Below are 22,398 nucleotides of genomic sequence, written 5' to 3'. Positions count from 1 at the left end.
AAACCGGTCAGAGCCGCGTCAAACCAGTCTCAGCTTGTATGTCCTTTAGCGCGCCAACCAGCACGTCGATTTCACCGCACGTATTGTAGAACGCGAACGACGGCCGGACCGTCGTCTCCTGGCCGAAGCGTCTCAGGATCGGCTGTGCGCAGTGATGCCCGGAACGCACCGCGATCCCATACTTGTTGAGACGCGACCCGATCTCTTCGCTGGGTATGCCTTTCAACGTCAGCGAGATCACGCTCGCCTTTTCGGGCGCGGTCCCGATGATCCTGAGACCTGGGATCTGCAGAAGCCGCTCCGTCGCATAAACGAGCAACTTGTGCTCGTAGTCGGCGATGTTTTGGAGCCCGATGCGTTCGACGTAATCGATCGCTGCACCCAAACCGACGGCGTCGGCGATATTGCCAGTGCCCGCCTCGAACCGCTGCGGCGACTTGTGGAACTCGACCCGATCGAAGGTCACATCACGGATCATGTTGCCGCCGGTCTGATAGGGCGGCAGCGAGTCCATCAGCGCCTTCTTGCCGTAGAGAACGCCGATACCTGTCGGGGCGAAGATCTTGTGGCCGGAGAAGACGAAGAAGTCGGCGTCGAGGTCCTGCACATCGACTTTCATGTGCGAAACCGACTGCGCGCCGTCGATAAGCACGCGAGCGCCGACGCGATGCGCCATTTCGACAATTGTCTTGGCCGGCGTGATCGTACCGAGCGCGTTCGATACCTGGGTGAACGCGACCAGCTTGGTCCGGCTATTCAGCAGCTTCCCGAACTCATCGAGCAACAGCGCGCCGCAATCATCGACCGGCGCAACCCTGAGCTTGGCACCCTTTGCCAAGCATAGCTGCTGCCACGGTACGATGTTGGCATGATGCTCGAGATTGGTGACGACGATTTCGTCGCCGGCCCCGATATGCTGCTGTCCGAACGTAGCGGCGACGAGATTGATCGCTTCCGTCGCGCCGCGCGTGAAGATGATCTCTTCAGCCGATCCAGCACCGAGAAAACGCGCGACTTTCGAGCGGGCGCCTTCGTAGGCGTCGGTCGCGCGAGCGGCAAGCTCATGCGCCGCCCGGTGAATGTTCGAGTTTTCGTGCTCATAGAAATATTTGAGCCGCTCGATGACCGATTTGGGCTTTTGAGTCGTCGCCGCGTTGTCGAACCAGATGAGCGGACGGCCGTTGACCGTCTCATTCAGAATAGGAAAATCGCGGCGAACGCCGTCGACATCGAAACCGATGCCACCCGACGCTGGCAGACGGGCAGGTGCAGTCGCCCCCGGAACGCTGATACCGCTCGCTGACGACTCTCGGCCATCCAGAAAATAAAATCCCGATCCAGCATCCGCGCCGCGACTCTGCGCATGCGGCTCAGCTCCGAGCGGAGCCAAGAGCGATCTGAGCTCGGCTTCAAACGGAAGTGCGATGCGGTCGTACTGACGGATCGAACCGCCCGAATGCGGCGTCTCAATTCCCGTATGATTGGAGAGCACCTGCGGCGGCGGCGTCGCCGGCGGAGGTTGCGGAGGCGAAGTCTGGGAGATCCCAGGGAGCGCATCTGCCGAGCGCGATGTTTCCGGTCGAGCCGGTATGTCCCTAGAGCCGCCGAAGCCGGAAAGCGATGGCCCGGCATCGACGCTAGATGGCAACAACGGATCTGGTGTTCGCGTCAGGGTGTCGACACCCTTGAGATCGATGACCGAGACATCGCGCGTCGAAACCGGAACGGCAGTCGCTGGCGCGTCGATGCCTGGCGCTGATTGAGCAACGGCTTGACCGGCCGCTTCCGCCGGAGACGCTTCGAAGCCGGGCAGCGAAGGCCCGGAAAGGGCGCTCGAAAGCGGCGAAGGAATAGCGGCACCAACCAGACTGTCGAATGCGCGATCATCAATCGCGGAGCGATCGAACGGTGACCCAATCGCAGCCGTCGGCAACGCGCCCGGAACTCCGGTCGACGGCACAGATGACGTGGCAGCCGCCGCGGCGTGCGGCGCTGACGACCCGGCGACCTCAGCCGGCGAAGCGCCGAACCCAGGCAACGACGGCCCTGCGGATACCGGAAACGATTGCCCCGGCAGCGCCGCATAGAACTGGTTGGCGAGCTTCGTCAGAGTCGCGATGTCCGGAAGCCCTGCTGGCGGTTGAACGCCGCCGCTGGGATCACGCGCCGCTGCCGCCAAAGCATCGAGGTCGGCAGCACCCGATCCGAGATTAGCTATAGACATGATACTTGCCCACCTCGACGTTCTCCAGAACTCCCAGCGCGTCGTCCGTCAGGACGGCGAGCGAGCAATAGAGCGAGACGAGATAGGAGGCGATCGCCTGATCATTGATGCCCATGAAGCGGACGGAAAGACCCTTGGTCAGTTCGCCCGGCAGCCCCGGCTGGAAGAGACCGACGACGCCCTGCTTGGCTTCACCGGTTCTGATCAGAAGAATGTTGGTTTTTCCGCCCTTCACCTCGAGCTTGTCGGAGGGAATGAGCGGGATGCCGCGCCACGTTAGGAAGGGCGATCCGAATAGAGTGACTGTCGGCGGCGGCACACCGCGGCGGGTGCATTCGCGTCCGAACGCTGCGATCGCCTGCGGATGCGCGAGGAAGAACGCAGGCTCCTTCCAAACTTTCGCAATCAGCTCGTCGAGATCGTCAGGTGTCGGCGGGCCCGAGCGCGTTTTGATCTTCTGCGAGGCCGCAGCATGAGCAAGGAGGCCGTACTCCTTATTATTGATGAGTTCGCTCTCCTGGCGCTCCTTCACCGTCTCGATCGTCAGGCGAAGCTGCTCTTTGATCTGGTTGTGAGGAACGCTGTAGAGATCGGAAACGCGCGTATGAATATCGAGAACCGTCTGCACAGCGCTCAAAAGATACTCGCGCGGATTCTCGATGTAATCGACGTAGGTTTGCGGCAGAACGCGCTCATCCCGTACCGAGCATGCCACTTCGACGCTGTCCGCATCGCGCACTTTGTTGACGCGATATATGCCCGCTTCGACCGGTACCCAGCTCAGAAAGTGCACCAGCCAACGCGGCGTGATGCTCGACATTTGCGGTACGGTCTTGGTCGCATTGGCTAATTGCCGTGCCGCAATATCGCCTAGCGCCGTTTGGGTTTCGTCTGCCATGGCATCCCCATCTCTGCTATATTAGAGCGCGAAATTTCGTCAGCACGCTTATCTGTAGAAATTCCGAACTGGTCAACGATGTTATATTGGAATTAGATACCTGATCCGTGGTCAAACGTTTCAGTGCGTGCCAGCGCCTGCACGATCGTGCTGTTTGGCGGAACGCTACGCGTCAGCCAGATATTGCCGCCGATGGATGAGCCCCTGCCGATCGTGATCCGACCGAGGATGGTCGCACCGGCGTAGATGACGACGTCGTCCTCGACGATCGGATGGCGAGGCTCGCCTTTCACCAGCGCGCCCCCTTCGTCGACGGAGAACCGTTTCGCTCCAAGCGTCACCGCCTGATAAATCCGCACGCGTTGACCGATGACGGCGGTCTCGCCGATCACGACACCGGTGCCGTGATCGATGAAGAAGCTCCCGCCGATCTTCGCGCCCGGATGAATGTCGATGCCGGTTTGTGAATGCGCGAGTTCGGCGATAATGCGCGCAACGACCGGCGAACCGAGAAGATGCAGCGCGTGCGCAACGCGATGATGCACAATGGCTTTGATACCCGGGAAACTCAACAGAACTTCTTCTGTGCTCTTTGCGGACGGGTCGCCTTCGTACGCGGCGCGAATGTCGCTTTCCAGCAGCTCATAGACTTGCGGTAGTCCGCGTGAGAACGCAGTTACGATCTCCTCGGCGGAAAGCGAACTCTCGTGCGAAGCCCGCGCTTCATCGACGAAAGCATGCTCGCGCCGAACCTGATCGAGCAAGATATGCAGTGCCGCATTCAGCGTGTTGCCGACAAAGAACGCGATGCCTTCGTCGCTATGATCGAACGCACCTGCGTGACGCGGAAACAGCGACGCATAGATGCCCTGTATGGCTTGTTGAAGTTTCTCGGGACTGGGTAGCGGCGCGCGGCGATTGCCCGCTTGGAGCACTCTTTTGCTCCGCCCCCTCGCCTCCCTGAGTTCGGAAACGATGGTATCGATATTCCAAGGCGCAACAGGTTCTTCCGTGTTCGAATCGCTTGAAAGCAGACGGGGGCCGGCCGCAAGAAGATCATTTACCACGATCGAAACCATCAGAAATTTGTGCGGATCATCAGTCGTCCAGAATGTTAGATTTTCGCGGCGTCATAACGAACAAAGAATAACTGCTTTGCTTATGACCGCGGGAAGATAGGGCGACAGACGCGCAAACGCGCCTTTCCACGCACACTGTGTGCACGCCGGAATTAGGTGTCGAGACCTCAACCCGGCAGGAAAACGTCGGGAACATCCAGTTGCTCTGCCGCGAGCCAAGCTGGCACCGGCAACCCCTTCGCCCGCAGGAATTCGGCGTTGAAGAGCTTCGACTGGTAGCGCATTCCGTGATCGCAGAGGATCGTCACGATCGTGTGGCCTGGCCCCAAGCTCTTGGCCAAACGAATGGCGCCCGCAATGTTCACGCCCGTGGAAGCCCCGACGCAAATCCCTTCCGCTTCGAGCAGGCGATGCGTTATGGCGACGGCCTCGTCGTCCGGAATTTGATAAGCTTCGTCGGGCGTGAAACCTTCGAGATTGCGCGTGATCCGGCCCTGCCCGATGCCTTCGGTGATCGATGTACCTTCGGCTTTGAGCACGCCGGATGTGTAATAAGAATAGAGCGCCGCTCCCGGCGGATCAGCAAGCGCGACCTTGACGGCTTTGCTCTTGTTCCGGAGGCCGAGCGCGATACCGGCCAGCGTCCCCCCGGTTCCGACGGAGGCAACGAAACCGTCGATCTTCCCACCGGTCTGCTGCCAAATCTCCTGGGCCGTCGTTCGCGCGTGGCCGTCGCGGTTTGCAGGATTGTCGAACTGATTGGCCCAGCAAGCGCCATTGGGCTCGCGAGCGGCAATCGCCTCGGCGAGGCGACGCGAATAGTGCACGTAGTTGTTGGGATTTGCATAGGGAACCGCCGGCACCTCGACGAGCGTCGCTCCCAGGATGCGGAGCGCCGCCTTCTTCTCAGCCGACTGCGTATCGGGAATGACGATCACGCTGCGCAGGCCATAATGCTTGCCGACCAGCGTCAATCCAATTCCCGTGTTGCCAGCGGTGCCTTCGACAATGACGCCCCCGCGCGCAACCGCGCCCCGGGCCAACGCGTCCTCGATCAGGAATACTGCAGCCCTGTCCTTCACGGATTGGCCGGGATTCATGAACTCGGCCTTGCCGAGAATGGTGCAGCCTGTCTGCTCCGAGGCCTCTTGCAAACGCACCAATGGCGTGTTGCCGACGGCATCGACGATATTCGATAGAACTGGCGCGTCGTTCATTCTCGCAAACCCCCAGACAGCGGAGAGTCGCGCGGGAGACGCACGATCTCAGCGAACATGGGGCTTGCAAAAGACCAAGCGCTCCCACCGCGGACTCATTACCTCTGTCCGGTGCGGCCAACAATTGGGTGGGCCGGAATTTGGTATGATGTCTGTGGGTCGCGGTGACGCAGAGATCGACGGAAATCGCGACTGACGCGATCCCGGATCTCAGATCTTGGCTATTCGACCGTTGGATCACCTGAGGCGAAAGCTGCGGCCTGCATTGAGCGTTCCGGCCGCAGCCTCGTCAGGGCACCGCACTTCGTTCATTCAGGACGTTGGTGAGGTCGAGAATGCTATCGATCACGATATCCGCATGCGGCTCGAGATCGGCGCGACGGGACGGACCGGTCAACACCCCGACGCAAAGCCCAAAACCCGCGCGCCGGCCCATTTCAAGATCGTGGGTTGAATCTCCGATGATCGCGCAAGCGGAAGGCTCGAGACCGACGACCTCAGCGAACGCCAATCCCATTCCAGGTTCAGGCTTCGCACCATGTCCGCTATCGCATCCGACGCGGAATTCGAACATCTCGAGTAGCCCCCCGAAGCGCCCGAGCGATGCTTCGAGACCATCGAACGTATCGTTCGTCGCCAGCCCCAATCGGTATCCCGAAGAACCCAATCTTGTGAGTTCCTCCGTCGCGCCATCGATCAACGTCGCGTACTTGGCGCCGCCCTCGCGAAAATTCCGCGCAATGATTTCGAGAAGATTTGGAGGCGCGCGCTCTTTCAAAAATGCTGCAAAACTCACGGCGAGCTCGCTGGCATCAGCCCCGACCAGCACCGCTCCGGGCGTCACGAAATCGGTGTCCGGATCGTGGCCGCTCGCACGCAGCAGCTCCGCGGCAAGATCGGCGTCCCCACCCGCTGCGTCGAGGGCCATCATCCGATTGATGGGCACCCACGTCCTGTAGAAATCCAGAATTGTGCCATCTTTATCGAAAAGGAGACCTTTGATCTGGCCCATCGACTGTTCAACCCTGCCCTGTGGTGGAGTTCAATGATCGTCGCGTTATAGATCGCGAATTCGCTTTTTGCCTGCGAAAACTATGCCGGAGGCGTCGCCGCCGACATTCGCTTTGCCTCAAATTCAATCCGCATGCTCCCGTCCAGATCGAGATCGTTCAAGACGCCAATCATCGAATTGGCGAAAGCGTCACGACTAAAGAGAGCGCGATACAATCTAATGCTGGCCTCTCGAAGCGGCTCCGGATTTTCTAGTGCTTCCTGGGCAGCGCGAGCGAATTCGCCTGCCGATGAATAAGCCGACAGCCCGGAATTTCGAACCGCTTCGTTCGGCAAACCACGAAAAGCCGCAGCGGTCCCCACCATCGGCAGTCCCACTGAAGTTGCCTCGACCGTTTTGATCGAAACTCCTCTGCCGCTGATCATCGGCACCAAGATGCAGCGTGCCGAAAGATATTCATCGATGACGCCCCCTACTTCCCCTGCGAAAAACCGCCTGTAACGATTGAACAAATCGGGGCGCTTCGCTTCTACGAGTCGATCGACCTTCCCGGCGATCCGCAGCGAAGGCTTGGGTTCGTTGAAATTTGGGTACACCTCTTCGAGGAGCCATTCGACGGCTTCACTATTGGCAATGTGGTTCGATCCAACGAATAAAAAATCGACACGCTTCTCACGAGAACGATCTATTCCGAGGTCGGTTTGATCAGGAGCACACGGCACGATTGCGATTTGCCGTACAGCCGGCAGGCGTCGCTGAAAGAATCCGAGGTCGTCGTGAGACACGTGAATAAGGTATTGAGCAACCGAGAGCGCTCGAACTTCGGTGTCTTCCAGATCCTCGAGGCGATCCGCCCGCTTGGTAAAAGGATTGACGACCGAATTGTCCGACAGGATGTGACTTTGAACGTCATGCGTAACGACACACAAAGGTACGTTTCGTTTCGCCACCTCATCCTTTATTCGTTTCGCCAACTCCAAAGTGTAGATATGGTTCGCCAAAATCAGTCGCACATCGGCAGCACGAAGATCCTCCCGCAGTTCATCGGTCAAAACCACCTTCTCGGATAAGCTCATCCGCCAATTCAGGGCGTTTAACTTTTTCCAGCGTGCTGCCAGGTTTCCGAATAGACCTCTTCGCCTAACCGGCCTTTCGAAGGAAGCGATCGCGATTGCATCGGCGTTCAAGTCCGCCGACTGCTGCTTGAACTGGTCCCAAACCGGGTCCGACAGGGTTTGCTTGGCTGCATAGGGGCAGGCCACGAAGAAAACGATCCAGCCGATGGATTTGAAGAAGGCGACCTGCTCCTCCATCACTTTCCCTGACCCCGTGCGCAACCAAGGAAGGCCGGTGATGACGACGGCGGGCCTTTGCACGTCACTACTCATCCTTCGGCTCCTGCAGGCCCCGCGCGAATGCTCTGGAAACGGAACAATAGAACATCATCCAAAAAACCGCCCCAAGATCCCATTCCTCGTTGCCGTTCGTGATTTTACGCGCCCAAATTTTGCGTCGAAAGCATCCGCAGCATTCCAAACCTCACTCCGAACAGGGCCAATTTTGTTCATGCACTTCAAAATGCGTGATCGAGGTAACACAATCAGGTGCTTCGATATTGAGGCATACCAAGCCTCCCCGTCTCTCGCGTTTCCGTGGAACTGAACAAACTCAGGATGTAGGCCGACACCGGACGCCCAGTCGTACCATTTGGGGTGGCAGTCCACATAATCTTGTTTGAAAAATGCAAAAGGCACTCCAAATGCGTAGGCGACGACCGCCGCGTGCAACGCTCCTGCGAGCACGAATTCAGCAGCTGCTATTTTTTGCACGATCTCCATGAGATCAGAATGCGAGCGAGTAATCGCCGAAACCTTCTCATCGCATCCGACGGCCGAAGCTATAAAATCGTTTCGCGCGGGGTCGAGAACGTGCGGTATAAAAATGCGCTCGCCCGATTTTGGAGTGCGCTCCACCAGGAGCGGAACAATGATTGCCGGGTCACCAATCACCTCTACTGATTGCCCGGCGCGCCTGAGTATCTTCTGGCTGAGCAAGCCCCGGCATCCCAGGAATATGGATCTTCGTGCGTTCAGTCGGGAAATTTTCTCGCCACGGGTACCACAGCCGACGAAGCAAGGTGTTGTGTCCGCCTTGAGCGCTTCATCAATACACCAGTCGTCAATTACAGACCCCAACAGATAATAGGTCTGCTTTTTCGATGTTTGAATGGATTGCCAAACGTCATCGGCGAAAATTTCGCCGAGAAGGACGGCAAGATGATCGCCAAAATTGTGCTCCCTCTCACCAGGCTTCCATTCGTAGAGCAATTTGAACCTTCCCAAAACTATAGTTAGAACACGTAGATACTCCTCGCGTTCTTCGTATCCTGGATGTCGGCCCGAAAAGGAGCAAGGATGATTCCATCCAGACAGCTAAGCGCCCCGTCAACGCAGCCGGATGGATGGCACACGACCGAGTTCGCCGGCGTCGAACTCGCGATCAGGGGACAACGCACGGCTCCCTCTATTTCGGCATTCGTACCGATCGCATTGCTTCTTGCCGCGCGCGAGGGCGGAAGTATTCATGTGGATGCAGCGCTAACTGAGACGCAGTTGGCAAGGCTCAACTGCGAGTTCTCTCCATTTGTCGCAGATTTCTTTGACGGCAAAGAGTGCCGGATATCGGCAGCGGCCATCGAAACGGGGGCAATCCCTCCCGGTCAGTCCGCACTGATGTTCAGCGCCGGCGTAGATTCATTCTACACTTTGCAGAAGCTTGGATCCTTGGCAATAACTCCGGATATGCTGCTCAACATTCACGCGGGCGCCCACGACGACAACATATCGACCTGGCATCGTCGTCTCGACAATATCCGGAGTGTTGCAGCGACCCTCGATATCCCGGTCGAAACAGTTGAAACGAATTTTCATTGTGCCTACCCGGAAGCGCACGTGAAGTGCCACACCATCCGCAACATCGCAGCCGCAATTTCCTTGGAAGGCATTTCGTCAATCTACTACTCGTCCGCTTACAAATTGAGCGAGCTCGCCTATGACAAGGCCAAGAAACACGCTCTGGCATATATCGACCCCGTCATCATGCGCTCGTTCTTGCCGTCCGGATTTGAAGCGATCTACGTGGGGTGGGAAGCCGATCGCCTGGAAAAAACGCAGGCCATTTGTAACTTTCCGCTAGCGTTTGATCATCTTGATGTCTGCACAGACCAAGCCTACCAGGCCGATCGATCTAAGACGGAACCCATCAATTGCGGACGTTGCAATAAATGCATTCGAACACAGATTGAAATTGAAGCATGCGGATCGCTGGACCGCTTCGCAAAGGTATTCGGGCTAGACAATTGGGTCAGACACCGCGGCAAAGCAATCAAAACTCTTGCGAGGTCCACCGATCCCATCGACCGAAACGCCGTTCGACTGCTTCACAAAGACCGCACACAGACCGGCTTCAGGCGTTGGTTCAGCTAGAACCCGCTTGCGGGACGCAAGCCTCGATAAGGCATCCGAACATAGCATGAAGTGCGCACGGCCGATGATGCGCTCGACAGTGCCGGCCAATGGACCGCTGTCTTGACACCCTCGCGGCTCAAGCATCTAATCTTCGTTATTTGAGAAGCGACCGCCTCGCTGGCTCGTTGATTGAATGCCAAGGTTCGCCGAGCTGAAGCAGCCTCGGGACTGACGAGAAAACGCTCAAACGCCAGGCAGCGGCATCTTGCAATGATGCTCGAACATTCTTCGCCTAGCCTCCATCGCTAAAATTCGGAGCGAGGGCCGCCATCTGCGTCGCACCCGGAAAGTTGTAGCAAAAAGCTTCGATCGATCGCACGCGGTCCTATTCGAACAGAGAGACGTGCCATGATGGGCGATCAAAATGAGAGCATCGAAATCCGGGTTGATAAGATCTCGCAGCTTTTCGATTCACTTGACCCGTTCCCTTTTCGTGAGCGGGACCTCGATAGTCATGCGGAAGAATACATCGTGGGTTGGGCTCGTGAGCTTCCCAACGACAAGCCAATTCGGATCGTCATCCACGTACCCGCAAGCGAGCTCAAGAGCGAGCACGCGAAGGAACTCAATGATTCGTTGCACCGATATTTTGAATATCGAGCTGCAGTGATTGGTCGCGAACTCAAGCAGCTTTTTAGCATTGGCCGGAAGTCAGCGCTGATCGGCGCGGCGGTGCTCGCAATTTGTATTCTTGGTGCGCAGGTCGTTCCCAAGACACTCGGAACAGGCAACATCAGCATTTACCTAAGGGAGAATTTGTACATCCTTGGCTGGGTTGCGAACTGGAAGCCACTCGAAATTTTCTTATACGATTGGTGGCCGATTGCCAAACGGCGCAATCTCTATCGACGCCTGAGTGGGGCAAATGTTCAGCTAAAGGCTGCCGAAACGGCGTCGCGCCAACCCTCTGAGGTTGCGCCCTATCGCTGAGGATCTTTTTGAACTCCGGCAGCCCGCAGGTGGAGGCCGGTGACGCTTTCCAGAACCACCGGCCTCGTTCGCCGTCATACGGCGCGCAACAATCCGGTCTTCGGATGGCAGTTGATGTATTCGTAATACTGGTTTGCCGCGTCGAATATCGAGACCTCGTGATAGAGCGTGAGGTTCTTGAATTTCTTGGCGAGGCGGTTGAACGTCACAAATATCTGCAGATGCGTATGGTGCGATTCCGCCCACTGCTCGAGATTGGTGATTGAACGCCAAAGGCTGTATCCGAAGCCCTTCTCCAGAGGGTTCCCGTTCTCGTCCATGTGATGGAGATAGCGGTTGCAATAGCAGCCAGATTCGAGGCCGTCGTCGCGCAGGTAGTTCATACCTTCGTGAAGAACGGGTTCGATGTCTTCGAACCAAGTGCGCCGCTCTTCACCTTCCGTCAAACTCCAGTCCTCGCCCGAGCGGATGAGCGCCACGTTCTGATGTCCGCCCACGATGACACGGCCGCCGAGGGCCGGCGTTCCTTCCTTCACTGTGAGGCTTCCCGACGGGTCCAAAGTATCGGTCTGCGACAACGGCAAACGGTCGCGCATCGATCCCCAATAACCGTGCTCGATGATAGGTTCGCTCATGCCGCCCAGCAAAATACTGACGCCTTCGAGCGGCCCGTGCTCATGCGTGAAAATGGTCTCGAACTGCTCCATGCGTGGGCGGAGCACTTCGCGGAAATAGCCGACGCCTTCCTTGAGACGATCGTCAGAAGCCCACCAATTTGAAATAACCGGGCTCTCATTCCACTTATCGTAGCTTGTCGGGTCGATCCAATATGCGACGGCGATCAAATTCAGATGGCCCTCACCATCGATGAACTGGACGAGATCGTGCCGGGCCGGCCCGTCAGGTTGTTTGAAGCTCTGAAGGATGTTCTGAAACGCAGCGCACGCGCGCCCTTTCATCTCGTCGCCTTTTGATTGCACGCCGAGGTAAGCCATGACGAGGTGTCGAACGGATTCCTCACCGCGCGCCGAATACATCGGAACTGGCGGATTCCAGCTGTCGCTCACCCGGCGCGTTCGCGTGCGCGGGCATCTCAGATGGCTCGGAATCGAAGAGTCTAAAGGCATTTGTTCCTCCCGGCTTTTTTGTGGTAACGCGGACATCGATATAGCACGCAAACTATATCACATTGCACCAAAGCGTCCGACTGTCGATCGAAGGCATCATTGAGGAACGCCAACTCACGCCAGCACGCCCGATGCCTACCTAAGACACTCGAAGGAAAATTGCCTAAGCATATGGGGGGCGCCAGGGCACGTTGCCCGCATCGGCCGGGCACGAAGCCCGGCCCCGTAAAGGACTTCCCGACTAGGCAGAGATCGCCCGACAGAGGTCACGCAACGGACTGAAAATGGCTACGCAGACCCTGCGTGCATCGTTCTCAGAACTCTTCCCACTCTGGCTTTTCGTCAGCGGAGGCGGCAGGCCGGGGCGGCGCACTCTTTTTGCCGGACGACTGCAGCAGCTTCGGCGTGATCTTGGAAGCCATGCGATCCGCGGTCTTACGAAGCGACGCGACGCCGCTTTCCCCTAGGTTGAACTCGTTGACGAGCCGAGAGAGTTGGCCGGTCTCCTGGCCGAGACTGTGACAGGCAGCTGTCGTCTCTTCCACCATGGCGGCATTCTGTTGAGTGGTCTGATCGAGATCGTTGATCGCAATGTTGACCTGTGCCAGCCCCGTTGCCTGTTGTTCGGCTGCCTGGGCAATGGACAAGATCATCCCGTTGATGCTCGTCACGTGCGAAATGATTTGCTCGAGCGTCGCCCCGCTATCGGAGACGAAGCGTACGCCATGATCCACTTGCTCGCTCGAGCGAGAGATCAGTGACTTGATTTGCTTCGCCGCTTCTGCGGATCGCTGTGCCAGCGCCCGGACTTCCGACGCGACGACCGCGAACCCCCGCCCAGCATCGCCAGCGCGCGCCGCCTCGACGCCCGCGTTGAGGGCCAACAGGTTTGTCTGGAAAGCAATTTCGTCGATCACGCCGATGATTTTCGCTATTTCCTTCGAGGAAATCTCGATGTCGGCCATGGCATCCATCGCATCGCCAACGACTTTTCGGCTGGCCTCCGCGGCGCTTTTCGCCGTGGCGGCCACATCGCGGGCCTGGGCCGATTCGCCCGCTGTTTTCGTTACGATTGTCGTAATCTCCGCCAGCGCTGCAGCGGTTTCTTCCAGGCTTGCCGCTTGCTGCTCGGTGCGTCGCGACAGGTCATCGGCCGCCGAGGAAATCTCCGTGGTGCCGGACACCATTGCATTGGCACTTGCAGCGACGTGTTGCAGCGCCGTTTCAAACTGCTCCACAGCCGAGTCGAACTCACGTTGCACACCCTGATAGGCGACGGGAAGGTCGTGGGCGATGCGTGAGGTCAAATCCTTATTGGCGAGCTTCGCAATAGCCGTGCTCATGGCTGTCAAGACGGCCGTGCGTTCGCTGTTCGCCGCTTCCTCCCGAGCTTTTCTCTCGGCTTCCCTCTGCGCTTCCCCCTCACGCGCGCGTGCTGCTTCGAGTGCCACCTCCTTTTCGAGCTTCGATCGCGCTGCTTCCGCGGCTTCGACGTATATGGAAATCGAGAGTTCCATATCCAGCATCATGGCCTTCACCAACGCGCCAAGGCATTGGCCAATGTCTTCAGGTCCCTTTCTTTGGCGCCCGAACGAGAAGCCCTTTTGCCACGTGTCGTTGAGAATGGATTTGATGAGGTGCTGAACGACAATCGCATAGCCGCCGATGTACCAGCGCGGCTCAAGGCCGATACGCGCATGAGCCTCGCCGACCCTGCGGACATTGGCGAAATACTGCTCATCGAATCTTGCCGCGGTTATCGACTCCCAATGGGCGATCTGGGCGCTCTTCGCGGCATTCATGTGCGCCGAATTCTTGAAGAATTTGCGGGTTTCGGGCGTTTCTTGAATGGTGCGATAGAACTGATCTAGGACAACCGGAAGCTCCCTGTCGATAATGTCTTTGATGCTGCGGATGCTCGCGCATTGATCGCTGTCGAGCCCGATGAAGGCGAGGCGATCATTCAGTCTGGCGTTGCGCGTTTCATTTTCCATCGTTGTGCCTTGTAATCCCAACCGGGGCGCTATCGGCCCATGCACCGCGAACAGAAAACGAATCGCGTGTCGGGATCTATACCGCACGGATGATGGAATTATTCATTCGCGTATGGAAAAATTGAACGCTGTCACTCGCGATAGGCATCTGACCAACGACTGCGCGCTCGGCACATCAATCGCGCCGATCGTGGCGTGTGACGTCCGCCTCGTCGCCTCCCCGCCGCCTTTCGCGCGAGATCATGCTCGCCGGTTCGTACACAGCTCGACAATCGCCAAGGAGAAGCGATGAGCGATACCTTCAATTGACACAGATCAATGTCTCATGCGTTACGCCGCCGGTACTACCGAGCCGCGACGCGTTCCCTCATCATGACGTCGCTGTACGTGCATCGAAAGAAGCGAAAATCAACGGCGATCGACGCGAGCGTTCCACGCGCCGATCGGAAAAAAGCGCTTATTGCAATTCTGCCAGGCTATTTTTTAATCACCAAGCCGTTCGCGCAGCCAGCCTTGAACTCCTCCCAATTGATCGAGCCGTCTTTGTCGGTGTCGAGCTGCACGAAGCTCTTGATGAACGGCTTCGCCTGATCTGGACTGAGGTTATGCCCCCCGGCCTTCTTCCAGACGTCCGCGCACTCGTCTTCACCCAACGGTGTCTGCGCTTCCGCCCGCACGACCGCGCCGGCAGTGCAGAACAGCACGGCCAAGAAAACGATGAGGGATTTTCCCATACAAAACTCTCCTACCTAGATGAGTGCGCGTGAAATGCCTGAGCGCACGTCTTCCAAGTAGATGCCGCGAATGGACGCCGCGCATTAGCGTTGTCGGATCGTGATTGCCATTTTCAAAGAATGAGACAAACGAATTAGATCAAATTCTACGTGCCAAGTATCGGCGGAGACCGCTCATCGAGTCATGATCCGAACGGCATCAGGGTAGCATCGCAGCTCCGGACGCGGAAAGCGTCCGGAGCGATCTCGAACTACAGCGCGTGCCGATTACACAACGCCAAGGGCGCGCATTGCCTCCGCGACCCTGATGAAGCCAGTGACGTTCGCACCGAGAACGTAGTTTCCAGGCGAGCCGTACAATTCCGCCATTTCCGCGCAGCGGTCATGGATGCCATTCATGATGTTGGCGAGACGCTGTTCAGTCGCCTCGAATGTCCAGGAATCGCGCGAAGCGTTCTGCTGCATTTCAAGCGCGCTAGTCGCGACGCCGCCGGCATTCGCCGCCTTGCCGGGCGCAAACAGCACGTTCCCCTCCATGAACACGCGGACGGCTTCAGGTGTGCAGGGCATGTTGGCGCCCTCTCCGACAGCGATCACCCCGTTCTTCACGAGCGTCCGCGCGTCTTGTGCGGTCAGCTCGTTCTGGGTTGCGGAGGGCATCGCGATATCGGCCGGAACATCCCAGATCTGCCCACCCGGAACGTAGATCGCCCCAGCGCCGCGCGCCGCGGCGTAATCGGCAACGCGTCCTCGCTTCTTTTCCTTGATTTCCTTAAGGAGGTCGAGATCGATACCCGCGCCGCCGTTTTCGTCGACCACGTAACCGTGGGAATCTGAGCACGCAATCACACGGCCGCCGAGCTTGCGGACCTTTTCGATCGTGTAGATGGCAACGTTACCCGCGCCAGAGACGATGACGTTCTTGCCCTCGAAACCTTGCTTCCGCGTGCCGAGCATGCGTTCGACGAAATAGACGGCGCCGTATCCCGTGGCTTCTGTGCGCACCCGTGATCCGCCCCACGTCATGCCTTTGCCCGTGAGAACGCCAGACTCGTAGCGATTCGTTATGCGCTTGTACTGGCCGAACATGTAGCCGATCTCTCGCTGACCGACGCCGATGTCGCCGGCCGGAACGTCAGTGTATTCTCCGAGATGGCGCCAGAGCTCCGTCATGAACGACTGACAAAAGCGCATGATCTCTTGCTCGGAGCGTCCCTTGGGATCGAAGTCCGAGCCGCCCTTGCCGCCGCCGATGGGCATGCCCGTCAGCGCGTTCTTGAAGACCTGCTCGAAGCCGAGGAATTTGACCGTGCCGAGCAACACGCTGGGATGGAAGCGCAAGCCGCCTTTGAATGGGCCGAGCGCCGAGTTGAACTGAACGCGGAAGCCCCGATTGATCTGCACCTTCCCCTTGTCGTCAACCCAAGGCACCCGGAAGATGATTTGCCGCTCCGGCTCGCAAATGCGCTCGATCAGCGCCCCTTCGGCATAATCGGGATGTTTAGCGATGACAGCACCGAGGCTATCGAGAACCTCGCGTACTGCCTGGTGAAATTCGTCCTCGCCAGGGTTGCGGCGCAGAACATCAGCAAAAATCGGTTCAAGCTTTTCATCGAGCATTTCTTGTTTTTCTTTCGCGACTGCATTTCGGGAGATGGACCGAACAACGGGCTTACGTGGGCTCAGCTCAGGTCCGACCGCGTCATATATCCGGAAATGCCGAAAGTCATCGAAGAAACGGGCGTAGGGTTTAATATTCCATCGAGCCAGGCTTCGAAATTTGTATGGAGCGACAGGACGTCACCTCCAGCACGAGGACAGTGACGTCCGCCACAATGAAATGGTGGATCAGATCGCGGATCAACCCTTGTATATTGCCTCCACTGTCCACGCCCCTTTTGGCTGGCTGTGAAGCTTCCAGAACTCTTCTGCTACAGCTTGCGCGTCCTTCGATCCCGGATTGACGAATGCTGCAACGGTGACGGTTGCAACGTGGACGCCTTTCGCCTTCAAGTTCTCGAACAACCCGTGTGCCAGCGCACGAATCCCTGCTTTGCCAATGCTGAGCGACAGATATTCAGGGCTCGGCTCGAGCGCGAAGCCGCCGCCGGTCAGTAGAATTGATCCCGAACCCCGTGTGCCCATTTTCGCCGCGACAGCTTGAGCCGCAACGAGCGCGCCTCCAATGTTCACGGCCAAATCGCTGTTGAACGAGTCCCGCGGCTGTTCGGCGATCGTCGCCTTGCGCATGGAAGCGGCGTTGTAGTGCAGGACATCGATCGCGCCAAATTCCTTTTCCACCTCCGCGATCAGAGAGACAACGCTCGCCGGATCGCTTGCGTCTACCAAGCGAGCATCAGCGTCATGGCCGTTGGCTTTCAATTGCTTGGCGAGTTCTTCCACCTTGGCTTTGTTTCTGCCGCTCAAGACAACCCGGAACCCCTCCTTGGCAAACCGCTCGGCTGTGGCGAAGCCCATCCCTGGACCGGCTCCGATGCTGACGAAAGTCTTCATGGCTTAAACTCCTGGAATTTCTGGTGATGGTGAGATAAGCCCAAAACAAGTTCGGGATAATCAGGCCTCGGCGCATTTCATTGTTGCACACCATGCAGGAAAGTCGCGAACCAGCCAGGCTAGAACAGCTGGAAGCTTTCGCGGCCGTGGCGGAGACAGGGAGCTTCACGACGGCCGCACGCAAGCTGGGTCGTGATGCGTCCGTCATTTCGCGGCGGCTCAGTCAGCTCGAGGAGCAGCTAGGCATCCGCTTGATGTCTCGCACGACGAGACGGGTGACGCTGACCGAAGCCGGCAAACTCTACTACAGACGCATTCAGGTCATCCTCGACGAACTCGCTCAAGCGAACCGCGAAGCAAGTGACATAGCCACCAGCCCGCAAGGCGTCTTGAGGATCTCTCTGCCTGTTACATTCGGCCGCCAATGGATCGCGCCTCTCCTTCCGGCGTTTCTCAAGCAACACCCGCAAATTCGGATCGACGCTCATTTCTCCGACCGCCGCGTCGATCTCGTCGCAGATGGATTTGATATCGCCATTCGCGTGGGCACACTGCGCGACAGCTCACTGACGGTCCGGAAAATTGCCTCATACCGGTATGTGATGGCGGCCGCCCCAAGCTATCTCGCCAAGCGCGGCACGCCTCGCACGCCAGAAAGCTTGGCTAAACACGATTGCTTAGGATTTTCAGGACACGCCGCTTGGCCTGACTGGCTTCTCATGAAGGACGGCAAGCGCAGGACAGTGCATCCTACTGGGCCCCCTCGTGGCGGACAATTCGGAAGCGGTGCTGATGGCGGCGATTGAAGGACTTGGGATCATCTACACGGCCGATTGGCTCGCAGGCCCTGCTATCCACGCCGGAAAACTCGTTGAGGTCTTGCCCGGATGGGGCGGACGCGGCGATGACGGAGTCTATGCAGTCCTGCCCCCAGGGCATTTGGTGCCGACCAAAACGAGGCTTTTCGTTGAGGAAATTTCCAAAGCCATCAAAGCTGGATGGGGCACTGGGAAGCGCAAATAGCGGCCGTTCGCTTGGCGCTTGTCTTCTGTTTCACCGGCAAATGACGCCCCGGAGAGAGTTCTCCCCGGAGCGTCGAACGATTGCTGCGCGCTATGTACCGCTCAGCGACGGCCGTCGAAATCGCCGAGACGGTTGAAGCAATCCTGAAGTTGTTCGGACCGGCCCCGCTGCTCATCAGCGACCACGCGACGGGGCGTCCACCGGCACCACATGAAATGGGGTCTCAAATCGCGATCCCAGCGCGGGCCGCGAAATCCGCACCTAAAGCGTTCGTTGGCATCTGCTTGAACCTGCGCGATACGGGCGTAGACTTCACAATTGGCCCGCTTGCCTTCGACGTCTCCCTGCCGGTCATTCGGACCGAACTTGAAGGAAAAGCCACGATCATCGAGACGGAGAGTTTGAGCTTCGGCTGATACCGCCGATACAAGAAGAGCGGCCGCGGCCAAACCAATCGGGAAAATGCGCATCATGTCACCTCAGTTGCAGTTCTGGGCGCTGATTATCGGCCGATTGTGTCCACCTGATTGCGCCCGAATGGCCAATACTTGTCACGGTCACATCTGGCAACCCCGTGAGATGGCCAATTTCAGCTCGTTCACCGCGCAAACTTACGCGCGCGGACGAGCATTAAGTTCCTTACGCATCGGACTAGGTGTGTCTGACCTAAGCGAACGGCATGGAAATCACGCCGCCCATCGGAAGCCGCCACCAACGCGTCAGAATGAAGACCACCCGAGGTGATCAGTGAGGCTGATCACTATGGGCGGGGAGCTGCAGAGCTGCCAGATACGCCCCCAGCGCCTTGATATCCGCTTCATCGATGGACTTCATCAAGGCGACCATGCCGAGATAAGTCTTGCGGTCGCCGGTATGGAAATCCGTCATCGTCTTGACCAGGTATTCGTCCTGCTGGCCGGCAAGACGCGGCCTCACCATATCGCCCTGATAGTGCTCCTGGTGACAGCCCCGGCAATTCAACGGATTAAGGATTGCGCGGGCCTTGGCCTTTACATCATCCGGCACGGGTGGCTGCTGCAGATCCGGCCACGCCAGTTTCGAGAAGTGCGTCGCAAGCGCTTCCATGTCCGCCTTGCTGAGCGCCTCGACCATAGGGCTCATCTGCTCATTCACACGGTGCCCCCGTTTGAAATCGAGAAGCTGGTTCAGCAGGTAGGAGCGGTTCTGTCCCCAGATGTTCGGGATTGTCTTGTCGATCGGAACGCCGTTCTCGCCGTGGCAACCCGCGCAACCCGTTGCGAGCTCATCTAACGTTTGGGCGACCGCGGGAGCGGGTTGAAAAACGGCGAAACATCCGATCGCCAAAATGCCGATAAGAAACACGCCTGCGGTGAGCCTTGTCATCGAATCCTCCTGAATATTCGCAAGGAAGCCCATCGCTCGAAGCAAAGTCTCCGAGCGGCACAGGTTATTCCCTATCGTGCGGTGGGAGTTCTGATGTCGTCTACTTAGCTTTCTTTGGCCAATCCTAGACAGCAATCAAAAGGAATGGCGAGCATTCTGCAAGAGCGAACTTTCGGAATTTCGGCAAGCTTTGTCGCCTTGCCGTCACGGACGGTGGAGAATTCGCTTCGCACGCGGGGCAATAAATTCGGGACGAAGCTTTGACCTATCCCCCTTGGAGGGACCCGGCTGGGAGCATCGCAATTTGCTCCAAAAAAACCGGATCATGAAACGCGCCGATCAGAAACGACCGGCAATCTTCGACGCGTTTCCATCAACCAGCGTCCGCATTCCTTCATTCAATGGCCACATCATGATTTCGCAGGTGCAGTCGCCTTGCGGTGCTCGGCTATTTCGGCGAGGAGAACATTGGCTGCCGGACCCGAAGAACTGGGATTCTGTCCCGTCGTCAGCAGGCCGTCGGTCACGACGTGAGATGTCCAGTTCGCTTTCTTCGAAAAGACGGCGCCCAGCTTCAACATTTCATCTTCGACCAAGAAGGGCACGACTTTCGTGAGACCGACTGCTTCCTCTTCACCATCGGTAAAGCCCGTAACTTCCTTGCCCTCTACGAAAACCCTGCCGTCCGGTGTTTTGACATGACGCAGCGCTCCGGTGGAATGACAGACCACAGCTATCGGTTTGCCGGCGGCAAGGAAGGATTCTATCAACTTGATGGAGTGCTTGTCTTCGGCGAGATCCCACATTGGGCCATGACCGCCCGGATAGAAAACGCTGTCGAAGTCTTCTTGTCTGACGCTGTCGAGACGAACGGTTTTGTCGAGCTGAGCCTCAGCGGCCGCGTCCTTCTCGAACCGGCGTGTCAACTCAGTTCGGAATTCAGGTTCGTTGCTCTTAGGGTCAAGCGGTGGCCGGCCGCCCTTCGGAGATGCAAGGGTGATCTCAGCTCCAGAGTCCTTGAATACGTAATAGGGAGCAGCAAGCTCTTCGAGCCAAAAGCCGGTCTTGCGGCCGGTATTGCCGAGAGTGTCGTGCGAGGTTATCACCATCAGAACCTTCATCTGTCGCTCCTTCTCGCTCGGTCGGCACAATGAATAGTTTCGCAACGGCTTCTGGCGCGTCTCTACAAATCCCAATCAATTACACTTAGGCGTCGACGGGACCGAAGTATCGGCGGCGGCAGATGGCGTCCCGAAAAATTAAGCGGCGTACTCTCGAGGCATTCTAATGCCAACCCAGTTTCGTCGGCGACGCCTGCTCCCGCATGAAGAATTTGGCAGGCATTTAATACGATCTCACACGATGACCTGCAGACGAAAGTGGCTTCACATCGTCTTCATTTGAGCAGGCGACGCACGTCTGCGCGCAGCACGGGGAGCAGATCCGCGTCGAACCACGGATTGCGTTCAAGCCATTTGTTGTTGTGCCACGATGGATGCGGCAGCGGAATTCTGCGCAATGACGGATCAGCGTCGTAAACATCACGCCATTGCTGCACCGTCTGATTGACGCCCTGCTTCGCCGCCTCCTGGCCGAGATGCCATCGTTGAGCGTAGCCGCCGATGATCACGAGCAGCTTCACACTCGGCAACTGCGCGAACAATGCCGCTCGCCAAATCTCCGCGCACTCCCGGCGGGGCGGCAGGTCACTGCCGTCGGGCCTCAATCCCGGAAAGCAAAATCCCATCCCGATGATCGCGATCTTGGAGGAATCGTAGAACGCGACCTCATCAATACCGAGCCACTGCCTCAACCTGACGCCAGATGGATCATCAAACGGACGGCCGCTTTTATGGACGCGCGTTCCGGGAGCTTGGCCAGCGATGCAGATGCGCGACGTCTTCGAAATCTGGAGGATGGGACGCGGTTCGTGGCCCAACGGCTTCCCATAGCGGGGATTATCACGGCAGATCCGGCACGCGCGGATCGACCTCACCAACCCGCCGAGTGCGTTGGCGTGAGACGACAGTGTCTCGACCGGGACGATCGTTGATTTAGGCACGTGTTGGGCGTCCTCAAACCCGCGCGCCAGGCTCAGGCAGCGTTAACCTGAGAGACGACTGGCCTGCGCGCTTGGCACCTCAACGGGCAATTATCTGAATAGCGGTTCGACAACACTTAGGCATTCCGTCCGAGCAGGACGTCCTTCAGGACGACCGCATCATTGTGGTCCTCGTCACGTGCGCTGTAAACGAGGGTGACCGTATGCGACTTGGCCAGCGCACGAATGTGCTTCAGGATATCTGCGTGTTCTCGAAGCTCGGCTCGGTAGCGGCGCTGAAATTCCTCCCAGCGTGCCGGATCGTGGCCGAACCATTTCCGGAGTTCCGTGCTCGGCGCAATATCTTTTTCCCACTCGGCGAGCGAAGCTTTTTCTTTACTGACCCCGCGAGGCCAAAGCCGATCGACGAGTATCCGAACGCCGTCGGAAGGCGCGGGCGGTTCGTAGGCGCGTTTCAAACGCAGATGCGATGCTGGAAAAGATGCGGTCATGAGACGCTCCCTTGAAGCAGACTGTGCGGCAATGGCGCGCCGCCCACTCATTTTGGTAGCATAGCTGATTATCGTCCGTTGCCGGACTGTTTAGTCGCAGTAACAGTAAGGACCGCGTTTTAGTCTTCCTTGCTTGGCCGTCCAGCCTGCCGCCAGACGAGGTAAAAATATGCTGCATCCCCTGATCGCATTTGCGCGAGG

General features: G+C 57.9%; 21 protein-coding genes. 5 read left to right on the top strand and 16 right to left on the bottom strand.

The features are described from left to right. Positions 1 to 7 precede the first annotated feature (7 nt). The 7 genes from AACL53_RS06185 to AACL53_RS06155 all read right to left on the bottom strand — a co-directional run bounded on the left by AACL53_RS06185 (position 8) and on the right by AACL53_RS06155 (position 8,757). A complete protein-coding gene (locus AACL53_RS06185) occupies positions 8 to 2,224 on the bottom strand; it encodes a family 2A encapsulin nanocompartment cargo protein cysteine desulfurase (protein WP_339083551.1) in 2,217 nt (738 codons plus the stop codon). Then, entirely contained in the window at positions 2,211 to 3,122 is a 912-nt protein-coding gene (locus AACL53_RS06180) for a family 2A encapsulin nanocompartment shell protein (RefSeq protein ID WP_339083549.1), read from the bottom strand. The genes AACL53_RS06185 and AACL53_RS06180 overlap by 14 nt, the downstream gene beginning before the upstream one ends. A 92-nt stretch (positions 3,123 to 3,214) precedes the next feature. Next, positions 3,215 to 4,201, bottom strand: a complete 987-nt coding sequence (epsC, locus tag AACL53_RS06175; protein ID WP_339083547.1) for a serine O-acetyltransferase EpsC — start codon at positions 4,199 to 4,201, stop codon at positions 3,215 to 3,217. 167 nt (positions 4,202 to 4,368) lie between these two features. Beyond that, complete coding sequence (locus AACL53_RS06170; RefSeq protein WP_339083545.1) at positions 4,369 to 5,418, bottom strand: cysteine synthase A; 1,050 nt, start codon at positions 5,416 to 5,418, stop codon at positions 4,369 to 4,371. Between the two features lie 289 nt (positions 5,419 to 5,707). After that, complete coding sequence (locus tag AACL53_RS06165; protein WP_339083543.1) at positions 5,708 to 6,430, bottom strand: HAD family hydrolase; 723 nt, start codon at positions 6,428 to 6,430, stop codon at positions 5,708 to 5,710. 80 nt (positions 6,431 to 6,510) lie between these two features. Next, positions 6,511 to 7,818 carry a glycosyltransferase gene (locus tag AACL53_RS06160; RefSeq protein WP_339083541.1) on the bottom strand — a complete coding sequence of 436 codons (1,308 nt, stop codon included), beginning with the start codon at positions 7,816 to 7,818 and terminating at the stop codon, positions 6,511 to 6,513. 54 nt (positions 7,819 to 7,872) lie between these two features. Next, positions 7,873 to 8,757, bottom strand: a complete 885-nt coding sequence (locus AACL53_RS06155; protein ID WP_339083539.1) for a polysaccharide pyruvyl transferase family protein — start codon at positions 8,755 to 8,757, stop codon at positions 7,873 to 7,875. A gap of 87 nt (positions 8,758 to 8,844) precedes the next feature. Here AACL53_RS06155 and AACL53_RS06150 point away from each other — a divergent pair, with 87 nt between their 5' ends. After that, positions 8,845 to 9,915, top strand: coding sequence for a hypothetical protein (locus tag AACL53_RS06150; RefSeq protein WP_339083537.1), 1,071 nt, complete (start codon positions 8,845 to 8,847; stop codon positions 9,913 to 9,915). A gap of 390 nt (positions 9,916 to 10,305) precedes the next feature. After that, complete coding sequence (locus AACL53_RS06145) at positions 10,306 to 10,887, top strand: hypothetical protein (RefSeq protein ID WP_339083535.1); 582 nt, start codon at positions 10,306 to 10,308, stop codon at positions 10,885 to 10,887. Positions 10,888 to 10,961: 74 nt separating this feature from the next. Here AACL53_RS06145 and AACL53_RS06140 read toward each other — a convergent pair whose 3' ends face one another. The 5 genes from AACL53_RS06140 to AACL53_RS06120 all read right to left on the bottom strand — a co-directional run bounded on the left by AACL53_RS06140 (position 10,962) and on the right by AACL53_RS06120 (position 17,256). Beyond that, a complete protein-coding gene (locus tag AACL53_RS06140) occupies positions 10,962 to 12,014 on the bottom strand; it encodes a phenylacetaldoxime dehydratase family protein (RefSeq protein ID WP_339083533.1) in 1,053 nt (350 codons plus the stop codon). Positions 12,015 to 12,328: 314 nt separating this feature from the next. Then, entirely contained in the window at positions 12,329 to 14,008 is a 1,680-nt protein-coding gene (locus AACL53_RS06135; RefSeq protein WP_339083531.1) for a globin-coupled sensor protein, read from the bottom strand. 476 nt (positions 14,009 to 14,484) lie between these two features. After that, complete coding sequence (locus tag AACL53_RS06130; protein ID WP_339083529.1) at positions 14,485 to 14,742, bottom strand: EF-hand domain-containing protein; 258 nt, start codon at positions 14,740 to 14,742, stop codon at positions 14,485 to 14,487. Positions 14,743 to 15,009: 267 nt separating this feature from the next. After that, the gene (gene gdhA, locus AACL53_RS06125) at positions 15,010 to 16,362 is read right to left on the bottom strand and encodes an NADP-specific glutamate dehydrogenase (RefSeq protein WP_339083527.1); all 1,353 of its coding nucleotides are present in this window, start codon (positions 16,360 to 16,362) and stop codon (positions 15,010 to 15,012) included. 240 nt (positions 16,363 to 16,602) lie between these two features. After that, the gene (locus AACL53_RS06120; protein WP_339083525.1) at positions 16,603 to 17,256 is read right to left on the bottom strand and encodes an SDR family NAD(P)-dependent oxidoreductase; all 654 of its coding nucleotides are present in this window, start codon (positions 17,254 to 17,256) and stop codon (positions 16,603 to 16,605) included. A gap of 146 nt (positions 17,257 to 17,402) precedes the next feature. Here AACL53_RS06120 and AACL53_RS06115 point away from each other — a divergent pair, with 146 nt between their 5' ends. The 3 genes from AACL53_RS06115 (at position 17,403) to AACL53_RS06105 (ending at position 18,695) form a co-directional block, all read left to right on the top strand. Further along, the gene (locus AACL53_RS06115) at positions 17,403 to 18,062 is read left to right on the top strand and encodes a LysR family transcriptional regulator (protein ID WP_339083523.1); all 660 of its coding nucleotides are present in this window, start codon (positions 17,403 to 17,405) and stop codon (positions 18,060 to 18,062) included. After that, the gene (locus tag AACL53_RS06110) at positions 18,049 to 18,279 is read left to right on the top strand and encodes a hypothetical protein (RefSeq protein ID WP_339083521.1); all 231 of its coding nucleotides are present in this window, start codon (positions 18,049 to 18,051) and stop codon (positions 18,277 to 18,279) included. The genes AACL53_RS06115 and AACL53_RS06110 overlap by 14 nt, the downstream gene beginning before the upstream one ends. 92 nt (positions 18,280 to 18,371) lie before the next feature. Next, positions 18,372 to 18,695, top strand: a complete 324-nt coding sequence (locus AACL53_RS06105; RefSeq protein WP_339083519.1) for a hypothetical protein — start codon at positions 18,372 to 18,374, stop codon at positions 18,693 to 18,695. Between the two features lie 328 nt (positions 18,696 to 19,023). Here the strand turns inward: AACL53_RS06105 and AACL53_RS06100 are convergent, their stop codons facing one another. From AACL53_RS06100 to AACL53_RS06085, 4 genes are all read right to left on the bottom strand, one after another. Next, positions 19,024 to 19,644, bottom strand: a complete 621-nt coding sequence (locus AACL53_RS06100; protein WP_339083517.1) for a c-type cytochrome — start codon at positions 19,642 to 19,644, stop codon at positions 19,024 to 19,026. A gap of 410 nt (positions 19,645 to 20,054) precedes the next feature. Continuing rightward, positions 20,055 to 20,765, bottom strand: coding sequence for a type 1 glutamine amidotransferase domain-containing protein (locus tag AACL53_RS06095; RefSeq protein WP_339083515.1), 711 nt, complete (start codon positions 20,763 to 20,765; stop codon positions 20,055 to 20,057). A 275-nt stretch (positions 20,766 to 21,040) separates the two neighbouring features. After that, on the bottom strand, positions 21,041 to 21,673 hold the full coding sequence (locus AACL53_RS06090) for a uracil-DNA glycosylase family protein (protein ID WP_339086896.1): 633 nt from the start codon (positions 21,671 to 21,673) through the stop codon (positions 21,041 to 21,043). Between the two features lie 149 nt (positions 21,674 to 21,822). Then, on the bottom strand, positions 21,823 to 22,197 hold the full coding sequence (locus tag AACL53_RS06085; RefSeq protein ID WP_339083513.1) for a DUF488 domain-containing protein: 375 nt from the start codon (positions 22,195 to 22,197) through the stop codon (positions 21,823 to 21,825). Positions 22,198 to 22,398: the final 201 nt, after the last annotated feature.

Source organism: Hyphomicrobium sp. ghe19 (assembly GCF_902712875.1).
GTDB lineage: Bacteria > Pseudomonadota > Alphaproteobacteria > Rhizobiales > Hyphomicrobiaceae > Hyphomicrobium_B.
The sequence above is the reverse complement of the archived record's forward strand: the minus strand, read 5'-3'. Positions and strand labels throughout refer to the sequence as shown.

Bases quoted from the DNA above. Each gene is read 5' to 3' on its own strand.
- AACL53_RS06185 (WP_339083551.1), bottom strand. From the start codon at position 2,224: ATGTCTATAGCTAATCTCGGATCGGGTGCTGCCGACCTCGATGCTTTG.
- AACL53_RS06180 (WP_339083549.1), bottom strand. From the start codon at position 3,122: ATGGCAGACGAAACCCAAACGGCGCTAGGCGATATTGCGGCACGGCAA.
- epsC (WP_339083547.1), bottom strand. From the start codon at position 4,201: ATGGTTTCGATCGTGGTAAATGATCTTCTTGCGGCCGGCCCCCGTCTG.
- AACL53_RS06170 (WP_339083545.1), bottom strand. From the start codon at position 5,418: ATGAACGACGCGCCAGTTCTATCGAATATCGTCGATGCCGTCGGCAAC.
- AACL53_RS06165 (WP_339083543.1), bottom strand. From the start codon at position 6,430: ATGGGCCAGATCAAAGGTCTCCTTTTCGATAAAGATGGCACAATTCTG.
- AACL53_RS06160 (WP_339083541.1), bottom strand. From the start codon at position 7,818: ATGAGTAGTGACGTGCAAAGGCCCGCCGTCGTCATCACCGGCCTTCCT.
- AACL53_RS06150 (WP_339083537.1), top strand. From the start codon at position 8,845: ATGATTCCATCCAGACAGCTAAGCGCCCCGTCAACGCAGCCGGATGGA.
- AACL53_RS06145 (WP_339083535.1), top strand. From the start codon at position 10,306: ATGATGGGCGATCAAAATGAGAGCATCGAAATCCGGGTTGATAAGATC.
- AACL53_RS06140 (WP_339083533.1), bottom strand. From the start codon at position 12,014: ATGCCTTTAGACTCTTCGATTCCGAGCCATCTGAGATGCCCGCGCACG.
- AACL53_RS06135 (WP_339083531.1), bottom strand. From the start codon at position 14,008: ATGGAAAATGAAACGCGCAACGCCAGACTGAATGATCGCCTCGCCTTC.
- AACL53_RS06130 (WP_339083529.1), bottom strand. From the start codon at position 14,742: ATGGGAAAATCCCTCATCGTTTTCTTGGCCGTGCTGTTCTGCACTGCC.
- gdhA (WP_339083527.1), bottom strand. From the start codon at position 16,362: ATGCTCGATGAAAAGCTTGAACCGATTTTTGCTGATGTTCTGCGCCGC.
- AACL53_RS06120 (WP_339083525.1), bottom strand. From the start codon at position 17,256: ATGAAGACTTTCGTCAGCATCGGAGCCGGTCCAGGGATGGGCTTCGCC.
- AACL53_RS06110 (WP_339083521.1), top strand. From the start codon at position 18,049: ATGGCGGCGATTGAAGGACTTGGGATCATCTACACGGCCGATTGGCTC.
- AACL53_RS06105 (WP_339083519.1), top strand. From the start codon at position 18,372: ATGTACCGCTCAGCGACGGCCGTCGAAATCGCCGAGACGGTTGAAGCA.
- AACL53_RS06100 (WP_339083517.1), bottom strand. From the start codon at position 19,644: ATGACAAGGCTCACCGCAGGCGTGTTTCTTATCGGCATTTTGGCGATC.
- AACL53_RS06095 (WP_339083515.1), bottom strand. From the start codon at position 20,765: ATGAAGGTTCTGATGGTGATAACCTCGCACGACACTCTCGGCAATACC.
- AACL53_RS06085 (WP_339083513.1), bottom strand. From the start codon at position 22,197: ATGACCGCATCTTTTCCAGCATCGCATCTGCGTTTGAAACGCGCCTAC.